This is a genomic window from Stutzerimonas sp. Brlt_14 (genome assembly GCF_051948915.1).
Taxonomy (GTDB): domain Bacteria; phylum Pseudomonadota; class Gammaproteobacteria; order Pseudomonadales; family Pseudomonadaceae; genus Stutzerimonas; species Stutzerimonas stutzeri.
This window is the reverse complement of sequence record NZ_JAYJLM010000002.1, coordinates 210897-223864: the sequence shown is the minus strand read 5'-3', so window position 1 is coordinate 223864 and position 12968 is coordinate 210897. Positions and strand designations below refer to the sequence as shown.

Genomic DNA, 12968 nt, shown 5'->3' with positions numbered 1-12968 from the left:
TCGTCGTCGGCCGACATCATGCTGACCCCGTCTGGCGTGTCCCTGCCGCTGCCACTCCCTGAACGCGCCGACTGTTTTGCCTGGCGCCGCGGAGCAAGTATTGCCTGTTCGGTGCAGACGAAACGGCGTTCGGACGGATGGCGGCTTAATCCTGTGCATGTTCGGTCCCCAACGCGCGCTACGCCCAATCCCGTACAGATTCCACCAGGTTGCGCTCCGTCCGCGGTGCACATTTGCGGGCGAACCCATCGCGCTTGAGCGGTCGGCTAACCGTCGCGCTCTGCCGGGCACGCCCGATGACGGCGGTGCCTCGATCGCCAACCGCCCGATGGTCGGAACCCGGTCGGGCAGGTCCGCTCTACAGCCTATGCCACCCGTGAGGAGGACCCGCCAATGCCTGCCCTATCCGCAACCCCTGATTGCTGCTGGAGCGCCAGCGCGCCGCGTGGCGACTTTCCGCGCCTGACCGGCCACAGCGAATGCGACGTGGTGGTGGTCGGCGCCGGCATCGTCGGGCTGAGCGCCGCCATGACGCTATGCGAAGCCGGCAAGTCCGTCGTGGTGCTCGAAGCCCGCGAGGTCGGCGGACAGGTAACCGGGCGCTCCACCGCAAAGGTCACCACCCAGCATGCGCTGATCTATCGCTACCTGATCGATACCTTCGGCCAGGAACTGGCGCAGTGCTACGCCGACGCCAACCGCGAAGCCGTGGAGCGTATTCGTCACTGGGTCACCGAGCACGCCATCGATTGCGACTACGAGCGTCAGTCCGCCTACGCCTATGCGTGCTCGGCGGACTGGCGCCGAGCCATCGACGATGAAGCCGAAGCGGCGCGCCGCCTGGGCTTCGCGGCACGGGTCATCGACCAGCCGCCCCTGCCCTTCGCCACCGCCGGCGCACTGGAATTTCCGGATCAGGCCCAGTTCAACCCGACACGCTATCTGATCGGCCTGGCCAACTCGCTGCACGCCCGCGGCGGGCGCATCCATCAGCACACCCGCGCGACGAGCTTCGAGCGCCAGGGGCGCTGGCAGGTTGGCTTCGATGGCGGAAGTGCGGAAGCCGATCAGGTCATCCTCGCTACGCACATGCCGGTGGAAACGCCGGTCGACCTCGTCAGCCCGACCCAGCCACGTTGCCACGTGGCCATGGCCTTTCGTCCGCAGGACGGCGCGCATCTGGACGGCATGTTCATCGGCGTCGACGAGCCGACTCATTCCATCCGCATGGGCCGTGATGACCAGGGGCTGCTGTTCATCGTGCTCGGTCCGCGCTTCAGGACCGGCCAGGACGCAGACGTCGCCAGGCGGTTCGTCGAACTCGAACACTGGGCACGCGGCCACCTGCCAGTGGGTGAGGCCGTCTGGCGCTGGTGCAACGAGGATTACGACACCGCCGACCGGGTCGCCTATGCCGGCGAGCCGGACCCGGAACAATCCCCCGGCCTGTTCGTGGCCAGCGGTTTCAACGGCTGGGGTATCAGCAACGGCACCGCCGTCGGGCTGGGCATGGCCCGCCAGATCATCACCGGCCGCTGCCCGTGGAAGCAGCTCTACGACCCCAACCGTCCCTCCCCTGATGACTTCAATCAGAGCAGCGATAGCCAGACCAGGGTCGACGACCTCGATGCCATCGGCCCGGGCGAAGGCGGCGTAATCACCCGCGGCGATGAACAGCTCGCGGTGTGGCGCGACGATGCCGGCACCCTGCATGCCGTGTCCGCGGCCTGCACCCACATGGGTTGCAGCGTGACCTGGAACAACGCCGACCGGACCTGGGACTGCCCCTGCCACGGCTCGATCTTCCAGGCGGACGGCGAAGTCATCCACGGCCCCGCCATCGAACCGCTGGCCGCCCGCTCGCTTTGAGCCTTTCTGCAGGGCACCGCACTGGCGGATCCCTGCGTCACGCACGTGGCATGCCGCCCAGGGACGCCGTCGGCCTAATTCAACGCGAGCCTCGACCGATGGACGGCCAACGCCGCAACACGCTGCAGGATTTCCCATGCATTCCGACGACCATGACAGCTCCCGACGCAAGCTCATCCAGGGTGCGGCCGCAACCTTCGCCGCCGGCATGGTGTTGCCGGGCTTTGCCCAGGCCGCTGATGCCGACGCCACGCCGCAGGCGGCGCCCGCACCGCTGCGCGATCCCAAGGCTCTGCATCCGCAACCGCCCTTCGACAAGCAGTCGCAGCCCTGGCCCGGCCTTGCACGGGACATGCAGCCACCGCCGGATCATGGCGAAAAGAGCTACCGCGGCTCCAACCGGCTTGCCGGGCGCAAGGCGCTGATCACCGGCGGAGACTCGGGAATCGGGCGTGCCGCAGCGATCGCCTTTGCCCGCGAAGGCGCCGATGTCGCCATCGGTTACCTGCCGGACGAGGAGCCGGATGCACAGGCAGTCGTGGCGCTGATCCGCGACGCCGGACGCAAGGCAGTGGCGCTGCCCGGTGACATCCGCAATGAGGCCTTCTGTCGTTCGATGGTCCAGAAGGCGGTGGAGGAACTGGGCGGGCTGGACATTCTGGTCAACAACGCCGCGCGACAGAGCAGCGAGCAATCGATCCTCGACATTTCCAACGAGGCGTTCGATTGGACGCTCAAGACCAATCTCTATGCCATGTTCTGGATCACCAAGGCCGCCGTGCCGCATATGCCGGCGGGCGCTTCGATCATCAATACCTCCTCGGTCACCACCTACGACCCACCTGCCAACCTGCTGGATTACTCACTGACCAAGGCGGCAATCACCAATTTCAGCAAGGGGCTGGCCAAGCAGCTGATCGACAAAGGCATCCGGGTGAATGCCGTGGCGCCCGGACCGTTCTGGACGCCCCTGCAGGTCAGCGGTGGGCAGACCATGGAGAACCTGCAGCGCTTCGGCGGCGATACGGCCATGAGCCGCCCGGGCCAGCCGGCCGAAATCGCCCCGCTGTACGTGCTGTTGGCGTCCACCGAGGCCAGCTACGTAACCGGCCAGGTGTTCGGCGCCTCCGGCGGCAACGGTCAGCCCTAGCGCCGGGCCTGTGCCGCCTGCTGAAGGTGGCTTCAGCGCTTGTCCTTGCGGTGTCCTGGCAGGATCGAGCCGAGCACCTGCTTGGCGGTCTGCTTGATGATGCCGGCCTGGTCCGGATCGCCATGCAGCAGCACCGAGGCGTAGGCCTTGACCTGCTCCAGCTTGATGTGAGGCGGCAGCGGCGGCACGTTGGGATCGGTACGAAACTCCAGCAGCACCGGGCGATCGGCGGCCAGTGCCTGCTCCCAGGCGGCGGCCACCTGGTCCTCGCGGTCGCAAAAGATGCCCTGCAGCCCGATCAGCTCGGCGAAGCGGTGATACGGCACGTCGGGCAGATTCTGCGAAGCCTCGAATTTCGGGTCGCCCTCCATCACGCGCTGCTCCCAGGTCACCTGGTTGAGGTCCTGGTTGTTGAACACGCAGCAGATCCACTGGTGGTTCTGCCACTGGCTCCAGTACTTGGCCACCGTGATCAGCTCGGCCATGTTGTTCATCTGCATGGCGCCGTCGCCGACCAAAGCCACCACCGGGCGGTCCGGATGGGCGAACTTCGCGGCGATGGCATAGGGCACCGCGGCGCCCATGGAGGCCAGCCCGCCGGACAGGGACCCCATCATTCCACGCCGCATTCGGATATCGCGGGCATACCAGTTGGCGCAGGAGCCGGAGTCGCTGGTGATGATGGCCCGTTCGGGCAAGCGGGGCGACAGTTCCCAGGCCACACGCTGCGGGTTGATCGGGTCGGCCGCCGCCATTGCCCGCTCCTCCAGCGTGCGGTCCCAATCGGCGCGCCATGCTTCGACCTGTTGCTGCCAGCTGCGATCGCGCTTCTTCTCCAGCAGCGGCACGAGCGCGCGCAACGTTTCGCCGGCCTCGCCGTGCAGATTCACCTCCATGGGGTAACGGATGCTCAGCATGTCGGGCTTGAGATCGATCTGCACACCCCTGGCCTGACCTTCCTCCGGCAGGAACTCGGAATAGGGAAAGCCCGAGCCGATCATCAGCAGCGTGTCGCATTCATTCATCAGCTTGTAGCTGGGCTCGGTGCCCAGCAGGCCGATGGCACCGGTGACCCAGGGCAGATCGTCGGGCACTGCCGCCTTGCCCAGCAGCGCCTTGGCCACGCCGGCGCCCAGCATCTCGGCCACGGCAATGACCTCGTCGGTGGCCTGCAGCGCGCCGGCGCCAACCAGAATGGCGACCTTGCTGCCGGCATTGAGCACCTCGGCGGCGCGCTGCAGGTCCGCGTCATAAGGAATGATCTTCGGCCGGCTGTAGCCGGTACCGGAAAGCACGGCACCGTGAGTCCTCGGCGGCTCGCTGTAGGGAGCCTCCTGCAGGTCGTTGGGCAGGATGATGGCGGCGACCTTGCGCTCGCCGATTGCGCTGCGAATGGCCCGATCCACCAGGTGGCGTACCTGTGCCGGCGCGCTGGCCTGCTGGACGAAGGCGCCGGCGACATCCTTGAACATCGCCGGCAGGTCGATCTCCTGCTGATAGTGCGCGCCCAGCGCGGTGCGGGCCTGTTGCCCGGCGATCGCGAGCACCGGCACATGATCCAGACGCGCGTCGTACAGCCCGGTCAGCAGGTGCGAGGCGCCCGGCCCCGACGTGGACAGGCAGACACCCAACCCACCGCCGAACTTGGCATCGGCCGAGGCCATGAAGGCGGCCATCTCCTCGTGCCGAGCCTGGATGAAGCGAATCTTGCCGCCCGCCCGGTTCAGCGCACCGAGCACGCCGTTGATGCCGTCGCCGGGATAACCATAGATGCGCCGCACGCCCCACTGGTAAAGCCGCTCGACCAGGTAATCTCCGACTGTCATGTCACTCATGCTGCCTCCTCTGATAGTTGCGTGCGCACTGGCGGGATGCCGATGCGGGCCCAGTCGCCGCATCAGGCGTTCAGGCGGTCGCGAATCTTTTTGGTCAGACGCTGGCGGGTCTTGCCGATGGCCGCCCAGGGGTCGTCGTCACCCAGTTCCTGCAGGCGTTCCAGCAGGTTGCGCACCGTCCACAGGTTGGCGCCCTTGAGGTCCGCCAGCTCGTCGCGGTGGATGGGTACGGAAACCGGCAGACCCTCGCGGGCGCGTACCGAGTACGGCGCGACGGTGCTGGCGCCACGGCTGTTGCGCAGGTAGTCGATGAAGATGCGCCCGACCCGGTTCTTCGGCCCGCTGACCGCGGAGAAATGGGACGGCAGGAGTTTTGCCAGGTGCCTGGCAATCGCCTGACTGAAGGATTTCACCTCGCTCCAGTCATGCACGGGGTCGAGCGGTACGACGATGTGCAGCCCTTTGCCGCCGCTGGTCTTGAGAAACGATGCCAGGCCGATCTCGTCCAGCAGCGTCTGGGTCAGCTGGGTCGCCTCGAGCATGCGCTTCCACGGCAGGGCCGGATCGGGGTCGAGGTCCAGCACGAAGCGGTCAGGGTGCTCGAGATCGGGCGCCACGGCGTTCCAGCTGTGCAGCTCGATAGTGCCCATCTGCGCGGCGCCGACCAGCGCCTCGGCGCTGTCGATCACCAGCAGCGCGCCGTGCTTGGGATCGAGCGCCGGGTCCAGCTGCGTGATATGCGGGATGGCCAGCTTGTCGGCGTGCTTCTGGAAGAACAGCTCGCCAGTGATGCCTTCAGGCGCGCGGACCAGGGCCAGCGGTCGGTTCTGCAATTGCGGCAGCGCCCAGGGGGCGATCTGCGCGTAGAAGCGGGCCAGTTCGATCTTGGTGATGCAGCTGGTGGGGTCGATGACCCGTTCGGGGTTGGAAATCTTGATCCGACCGCTGCCGAGGGGATCGGCCTTGCCGGCGACGTTCGGCTTTGCCCTGGCGACTGGTTTGGCCCGCTCGTGGGTGATGGCCTCGGCCGGCTTGTCGGTTCGCAGGCCGTGGAACACCGAGTGGCGCACCACACCCTGACGGGTCATTTCGGCATAGGCGACTTCGCACATCAGTTCCGGCCTGAGCCACTGCGCGCCACGTGCATCGGCTGCCGGCGGTGCCTTGGCCAGCGGGCTTTTATCGGTTTCCAGCTTCTTCAGCTTCTTGTGCAGGCTCTGCAGCGTTGCATGGTTGAAGCCGGTGCCGACCTTGCCGGCGTAACGCAGCTCGCCCTTGTCGTCGTGCAGGCCGAGCAGCAGCGCGCCGAAACCGGTGCGGGTACCCTTGGGCTGGGTATAGCCGACGATGATGAATTCCTGCCGGTTGCTGCATTTGATCTTCACCCAGCTGCTACTGCGTCGCGAGGTGTAGGTGCTGCCAGCGCGCTTGCCGATCAGCCCTTCGAGTTTCATCTGGCAGGCGCTTTCCAGAATGCTGTCCGGCTGCTCGGTGAAGTCCTCGGAGAAGCGCAGCAGCTCGCTGTCACTGCGCTCCAGTACCTCGCGCAGCGCTGCGCGGCGCTGCTCCAGCGCTACCTCGCGCAGGTCCATGCCGTTCAGGTAAGGCATGTCGAACAGATAATAGAGAATGCTGCCGCTGCGCCCCGCCTCGAAAGCGTTCTGCAAGGCCTGGAAGTCCGGCGTGCCCTCCTCGTTCGGCACCACCACCTCGCCATCCAGCCACCCGGACTCGAGCCCGAGTCCCGCAAGCGCCGCGGCCTGCTGGGGCATCTTCGCCGTCCAGTCGTGGCCGTTGCGGGTAAACAGCCTGACCTCGCCGGCGTCGATGCGCGCGAGCATCCGGTAGCCGTCGAACTTGATTTCGTACCGCCAGTCCCCGCCCGGTACCGTATCGACCAGGGTGGCCAGCTGCGGTTTGAAATGCTCCGGTAGCTCGGCCGGAACGGCCCCCTCGAGCGCGACCTTTGCCTTTCGCCTGGCCGGTTTCCGCTTCTTGGTGGGTGCCTTGACTGGCGCAGGCGGGGTTTCGGCCACGCGGGCCTTCGCGCCGCGCTTGCGCGGCACCAGAGTGCGGTCACTGAGCACGCTGTCGGGCTCGGCGGTGACGATGTCGTACTCGCTCTCCTCGCGCGCCGCCTCGTCACGGGATTTGATGAGGAACCACTGCTCCTTCTTCCCGTCCATCTGCGTGCGCACCAGGTTCCAGCTGCCGGCAAGCTTCTCGCCTTCCAGGCTGAACTTGAGCTTGCCCTTGCGATAGCCCTCCTGCGGGTCGCCCTGGGGTGTCCACACGCCACGGTCCCAGACGATCACGTCGCCGGCACCGTAATGCCCTTCGGGGATGTTCCCTTCAAAGGTGGCGTACTCCAGCGGGTGGTCTTCCACGTGAACGGCCAGCCGGCGCACGCCGGGGTCCAGGCTTGGCCCCTTGGGAATCGCCCAGCTCTTCAGGGTGCCGTCCAGTTCCAGGCGGAAGTCGTAATGCAGACGTGTGGCGTCGTGCTTCTGGATGCAGTACTGCAGCGCCTGGCTCTTGCGGGACTTCGGCCGTGCCTTGCCGGCGGGTTCCGGCGTGGCGGCGAAGTCACGCATGCGTTGGTAATCTTCGAGCGCCATGGCCAACCTCCGCGAGCTATGCCGGCGGCTATTCCAGCTTGCCGGCGTCGGTGGAAGTGTCGTTGGGGCCGCCCGGCGCCGAATGCCGGTCCGGATCGGTTGAAGGTTCCTCGCTGCCCGGCTGTGGCGCCACCAGCTGGCCGTCTTCGGTCACGGTACGGCCCTTGTGATCCTTGCGGGTTTCCACTTCTTCCTGCGGCGTGGGGTTGCCCATCGGGCTCGGACGTGACCCGGTATCGTCACGCGGAGTGCCGGCGGGAAACTGCGCCATCGCAGGCGCCGCAACCATTGCACTGAGCATTGCGCTGAGCAGCAGTCTTTTCATGTGGGATCTCCGCGTAGGCTGGGTAGTCATGGCTGTTACTTAATTTGGTCATCCCCCGCTGGTATGAGTTCAGGGGGGCGGCAACCGGTCCGCCCGACGGGTTCCGATAAGCGGCACTGGTCTGAAAAGGCTAGCTAGAGCGCCTGGGCGACTTAATCCGCTCAATGGACATATCGCCGCATTTACAAGGCGAACAGTGCTGCTACGGTTGAAGGACGTCGGAACGCCAGGGGTGCGCAGCGGATGCTGTACTGCGCTTTAGTCACCTCCTTTGCTAGGGAGGATTTATGAATACGCGTCTTCCTCTGTTCAAGATCGAAGCCATCCTGCACACCTACCTACGGCCGTTTCAGTGTGAATGCCGCGATGCTTCCGACAGTTCGCTCAGCGTGCGCCTCTACCATGAACCGCCAGATGAGGAACTGACTGTTCTCGGCATCTCCTACGACCAATGCCGCGACGCGGCCAATTTGGTGCGTCTGGCTCAGGAACTGCGCATCGAAATGTGCGCCACCCGCAGCACGCTGCCCGCCGAAACGAATCGGAGCGTGCGCACGGAGTGACCCGGCTCAGCGCGGCGTACGCGCGGCCCGGCCCCCGGCGGCCTGCCCCCGGCCCATGTACTTGAGGAACACATCGTGGCCGTAGCTGTGGGAGTGGGTCGCCTTCTGCCGGCCGAATCGCTGCCAGGCGCGTTCGTGCAGGTAGAACACCACGGTGTTGCACAGCGGCTCGATCAAGGCGACGGCGCCACCGATGACGGCGCTTCCGGTCAACGCATAAACGACGATGAAAGCCGTGGCGAAGTGCAGCACAGCGAAGGTCAGGGTCTTGACGAGCGGTCGTGGTCTCATGGACGGCTCCCGACGGACAGGCACGGCCGTTTGCGGTCCCGCAACGGCCCTGCGAAAGAGGATGGGGAAGGCCCGGCCGAGGTGGCCGGGCAATCAGGCAAGCCGTCTCAGCGCTTGGCTTCGACGTTGGGTTCCAGCGCGCGGGTCAGGTAGGCCTGGGTCAGCTCCGCCAGGTGGTCGCGCAGCCAGTCGGCCATGGCGACCTCTTCCACCAGGATGCGCTCGCAGACTTCCTTGGTCTGCATGTCGCCGACCGCTTCGGCGGCGGCAATCAGGATCTTGTAGGAGGCGATTTCGAGATTCTCGAAGACGTAGCCCATCTGCGCGCCTTTGACGATCTCGTCATTGACCATCATGCCGCCCATGGCCTGCCCCATCGCCATCATCTTGCCGCCGAGGTCCTTGAGGCCGGAATAGGACTTGTCGTAGCGCTGCAGGCAGCCTTCGATCAGCTTGGCCTGGTTCTGCGTCTCGGTGATGTGCTGCTCGATCCGCGCCTTGAGTTCGGGGTAATGCTCGATACGGCTTGCCTGCTTGTTCAGCATGGTCTCCGCCTGCGCTTCCATGGCATGCGCATCGCGCAGCCACTCGATGAGGCGTTCGGTACGGACGTCATTGCCGATCTGTGCACTTTGCATGGGATCACTCCTCAGGTCTGGAAAAGTCGGGGGGCGAATGTGGCCCGCTTGGTTTTGTGAAAGACCCTGCCAGCAAGAGTTCCCCCTACCCGACCGGCGCGCCCCCAGGCGCAACGGCCTGAACTTTTGCCAGACACAGCCTGTCACTGGCCCTGACGAACGGTTAACCGGAGCCCTCCGCCATCGAACTGCCCGCCTATCTCTTGCAATGGGATCAGTACATCAGCCAGCCAGCGCTGCGCACGCTCGCTGCAGCCTTGTTCGTGGTGCTGATCCTCAGCCTGTTCGGCCGTCTGCTGACCGCTCTGATGCTGCGCCTGGCGCGGGCCTTCCTGTTCACCCGCGAGCTGTCCGAACAGCTGGAAAAGCCCATCCGCGTGCTGCTGCCACTGATGGGCCTGCAGGGCGTCTGGACCTCGGCGCCTGATGACCTGCTGCTGATCGACGGCGCGCGGCATGTGACCACGCTTCTGATCATTGGCACCCTGACCTGGCTGGTGATGCGCCTGCTGCGCGGCCTTCAGCAGTTCATCCAACTGCGCAACCCGGTGGATGTGGTCGACAACCTGCGTGCCCGGCAGATCCAGACGCAATCTCGGGTATTGCTACGGACCCTGGCGTTCTTCGTTCTGCTGATCGGTGCCGCGGCGATGCTGATGACCTTCCCCGGCGCACGCCAGTTCGGTGCCAGCCTGCTGGCTTCGGCGGGGCTTGCAGGTCTTGCGGTGGGCTTTGCCGCGAGGCCGGTACTGGCCAACCTGATCGCCGGACTGCAGATCGCCATGACCCAGCCGATCCGCCTGGATGACGTGGTGATCGTCGAGAACGAATGGGGCCGCATCGAGGAAATCACCGGCACTTACGTGGTGGTGCGGATCTGGGACGACCGCCGGCTGGTCGTGCCGCTGCAGTACTTCATCGAAAAGCCTTTCCAGAACTGGACCCGTCGTGGCTCTAGCCTGATCGGCACAGTGTTTCTCTGGGCCGACTACAGCCTGCCTCTGGAGCCGCTGCGCGAGGAGCTGCGGCGGCTCTGCAAGGACGTTCCCGAACTGTGGGACGGTCGGGTCTGCGTGCTGCAGGTGACCGATGCCAGCGAGAAGTCCATCCAGCTGCGCGCCCTGGTCAGCTCCCCGGATTCGTCGCGCAACTGGGACCTGCGCTGCCACATCCGCGAGAATCTGCTGGGCTTCATCCAGCGGCAGTATCCGCATTCGCTGCCGCAGGTCCGGGCCGACCTGAGCGTCGGACACAAGCAGCGCGTCGATATGTCGCAACCGCAGCACGTCGAGCCGGAACGCCAGCCTCCGGTGTAGGCGTCAGGCGCCTTCACCCTGCTCGAGCTTCTGCACCAGCTGCGCATACTTGTTCTCCAGCTGGGTCAGGCCGTGCCGCGCCGCCTGCTTGCGAATCTCGACGCGGTCGCCGTCGAACTGCACCGTTTCGCTCACCACCACCTGTCGCTCGCCCCGCATCAGTGCATAGGCGTAGCACTGCGTGCCGCCTTCATCCTCCTGATCGTCGTCGGCCACGCCGGTATTGGCCACTGCCAGCGTGGCGACACTGGCGTTCAGCGCACCGATGGCCATCTCGCGGGCCACCTCTTCGCTGGTCAGGCCGAATTTCTCGATGGTCTCGAAATCCACGTTGAGCAGGCGGTTCTTGGCTTTCGGCGAGTAGACGACGAACCCGCTGTCGAGCACCTGGCCGCAACCCGGGATGTCACCCAGCAGCGAGGCCATCAAGCCGCAGGTACAGGACTCCGCGGTGGTCAGCTTGAGTTCCTCGCGCTGCAGGAATGCCACGACTCGTTCGATCTCCTGCATGTTTTTTGCTCCGCCACAAATGGGCCTTCAGGTTCGTGTTCTGAATTCGGAGCGGGTTGGCCTGGCGCGAGTTCCAACCGCGGTCGTCTGTTCTAGTTTTTTAAGAACTTCTACCGCGACATCGGGTCTGGTTTTTGGTAGGGCCGGCGCAGCTCTACCTGCCCTCGCGGCAGCTCCTAACAATCGTTTTTGCCTGGTCGTGTTCATGGTATGTGGCGGTCATCAGATCGTTGCATGGGAGAAATAAGCTCGTAGCTGGCACCGGCACCTGGAACGCCGGGGCTCTGGGGAGATCGTGATGAGTATTGCCGCTGTGAACGCCCGGCCTCTCGGACTACCGAAGGCCCAACCCGCTGTGCCCCCGGTTACTCGCCCTGCTCTGCAGATTCGCAGTAGCCACGATGACAAACGCAAGATCCTGTTCGTGACCTCCGAGCTGACCGACCTGGTCAAGACCGGCGGCCTCGCCGACGTGTCCGCCGCCCTGCCCCGAGCACTTGGCGCACGCCACGATGTGCGTGTGCTGATTCCCGGTTATTCGCAAGTCATCAACAGCGGCCACCCTATCCGCATTGTCGGCTCGCTGAGCGGATACGCCGAGGTACCCGGCTGCCGCATCGGCCGCATCGACATGCCGGATGGCCTGATCATCTATGTGCTGATCAGCCCTGAAATCTACGAGCGCGATGGTTCACCCTACGTCGACGGACACGGCAACGACTGGCTGGACAACCCGGTCCGCTTCGCCCGCCTCGGCCTGGCCGCTGCCGAGATCGCCGCCGGCACCGCCTGCATCAGCTGGGCGCCAGAGCTGGTCCATGCCCATGACTGGCCGGCAGGTCTGGCACCGGCGTACATGCACTGGCGCGGACTGTCGACGCCCAGCGTGTTCACCATCCACAACCTCGCCTATCAGGGCAATATCGACATGTCCCAGCGGCGTCTGCTGGGCATTCCCGGCGAGGCCTGCGACCCGGAGCGCATGGAGTTCTACGGCAAGCTGTCGCTGCTTAAGGCCGGCATCGCCTATGCCAATCACGTCACCACCGTGAGCTCGACCTACGCCAGGGAGATCACCACGCCGGAGTTCGGCTGCGGTATGGAAGGGTTCCTCAGCATGAAGGCCCGCCAGGGCCTGCTCAGCGGCTTGCTCAACGGCATCGACGAAAGCTGGGAGCCGGAAAGCGACCCTTACCTCGTCAGCGGCTTCAGTGCCCGTGACTGGGCCGGCAAGCAGGCCAATGCCGCCTATGTGCGGGACGCGTTCGGGCTGGAGATGCGCGACGCTCCGCTGTTCGCCGTGGTCTCGCGCCTGGTGCATCAGAAAGGCGTGGACCTGACCCTCGATGTGGCCCATGCCATCGTCGAAGGCGGCGGTCAGCTGGCCATTCTCGGCCAGGGCGAGAGCCAGATCGAAGCGCAGGTCCGTCAGCTGGCCGAGCAGTATCCCGGACAGGTCGGAGCGCACATCGGCTTCAACGAGACCGACGCGCGCCGTCTGTTCGCCGGCAGCGACTTCCTGCTCATGCCGTCACGCTACGAGCCCTGCGGCCTGAGCCAGATGTACGCCCAGCGCTACGCCTCGCTGCCCATCGCCCGGCGTACCGGCGGGCTGGCGGACTCCATCGAGGACGGCATCACCGGCTTCCTGTTCGACGCACCCGACGCGGCCAGCTATCGCCAGGCCGTACAGCGCGCCCTGGCGGTGCATCACCACCCTGAACTGCTCGGCGCCATGCGCTGCCGGGCCATGGCGGCCGGATTCTTCTGGCGCCATGCCATCGAACCCTATGACGCGCTCTACCAGCAGCTGCTCGGGGAGCGCCGCGAGGTTCGTCTTTTAATCTGAAGAG

11 protein-coding genes are annotated in these 12968 nt (G+C 65.5%); 5 read left to right on the top strand and 6 right to left on the bottom strand.

The genetic code is table 11. From position 1 onward, the window contains the following. Positions 1-393: 393 nt before the first annotated feature. Positions 394-1869: an FAD-dependent oxidoreductase gene (locus tag VF716_RS04915; RefSeq protein WP_049324790.1), complete on the top strand. Its 1476-nt coding sequence runs from the start codon at positions 394-396 to the stop codon at positions 1867-1869. A gap of 136 nt (positions 1870-2005) precedes the next feature. Continuing rightward, complete coding sequence (locus VF716_RS04910; RefSeq protein WP_049324789.1) at positions 2006-3019, top strand: SDR family oxidoreductase; 1014 nt, start codon at positions 2006-2008, stop codon at positions 3017-3019. Positions 3020-3051: 32 nt separating this feature from the next. Here VF716_RS04910 and VF716_RS04905 read toward each other — a convergent pair whose 3' ends face one another. From VF716_RS04905 to VF716_RS04895, 3 genes are all read right to left on the bottom strand, one after another. Further along, positions 3052-4854: a thiamine pyrophosphate-requiring protein gene (locus VF716_RS04905; RefSeq protein WP_049324787.1), complete on the bottom strand. Its 1803-nt coding sequence runs from the start codon at positions 4852-4854 to the stop codon at positions 3052-3054. A 62-nt stretch (positions 4855-4916) separates the two neighbouring features. Further along, positions 4917-7472 (bottom strand): DNA ligase D, encoded by a 2556-nt coding sequence (gene ligD, locus VF716_RS04900; protein ID WP_049324785.1) that lies wholly within the window; start codon positions 7470-7472, stop codon positions 4917-4919. Between the two features lie 28 nt (positions 7473-7500). Continuing rightward, positions 7501-7797, bottom strand: a complete 297-nt coding sequence (locus VF716_RS04895; protein ID WP_013982806.1) for a hypothetical protein — start codon at positions 7795-7797, stop codon at positions 7501-7503. A gap of 287 nt (positions 7798-8084) precedes the next feature. Between VF716_RS04895 and VF716_RS04890 the strand changes: the two genes are divergently transcribed. Continuing rightward, a complete protein-coding gene (locus tag VF716_RS04890) occupies positions 8085-8360 on the top strand; it encodes a DUF1652 domain-containing protein (protein ID WP_013982807.1) in 276 nt (91 codons plus the stop codon). Positions 8361-8366: 6 nt separating this feature from the next. Here VF716_RS04890 and VF716_RS04885 read toward each other — a convergent pair whose 3' ends face one another. Both VF716_RS04885 and VF716_RS04880 read right to left on the bottom strand, forming a co-directional pair. Next, the gene (locus VF716_RS04885) at positions 8367-8651 is read right to left on the bottom strand and encodes a DUF2061 domain-containing protein (protein WP_013982808.1); all 285 of its coding nucleotides are present in this window, start codon (positions 8649-8651) and stop codon (positions 8367-8369) included. A gap of 107 nt (positions 8652-8758) precedes the next feature. Next, on the bottom strand, positions 8759-9289 hold the full coding sequence (locus VF716_RS04880) for a ferritin-like domain-containing protein (RefSeq protein ID WP_053527438.1): 531 nt from the start codon (positions 9287-9289) through the stop codon (positions 8759-8761). Between the two features lie 203 nt (positions 9290-9492). Between VF716_RS04880 and VF716_RS04875 the strand changes: the two genes are divergently transcribed. Beyond that, positions 9493-10605, top strand: a complete 1113-nt coding sequence (locus VF716_RS04875) for a mechanosensitive ion channel family protein (RefSeq protein WP_019406136.1) — start codon at positions 9493-9495, stop codon at positions 10603-10605. Positions 10606-10608: 3 nt separating this feature from the next. Here VF716_RS04875 and VF716_RS04870 read toward each other — a convergent pair whose 3' ends face one another. Continuing rightward, complete coding sequence (locus tag VF716_RS04870; protein ID WP_019406135.1) at positions 10609-11115, bottom strand: CinA family protein; 507 nt, start codon at positions 11113-11115, stop codon at positions 10609-10611. Between the two features lie 298 nt (positions 11116-11413). Here VF716_RS04870 and glgA point away from each other — a divergent pair, with 298 nt between their 5' ends. Continuing rightward, on the top strand, positions 11414-12964 hold the full coding sequence (gene glgA, locus VF716_RS04865; RefSeq protein WP_045632111.1) for a glycogen synthase GlgA: 1551 nt from the start codon (positions 11414-11416) through the stop codon (positions 12962-12964). The last annotated feature ends 4 nt before the right edge of the window (positions 12965-12968 follow it).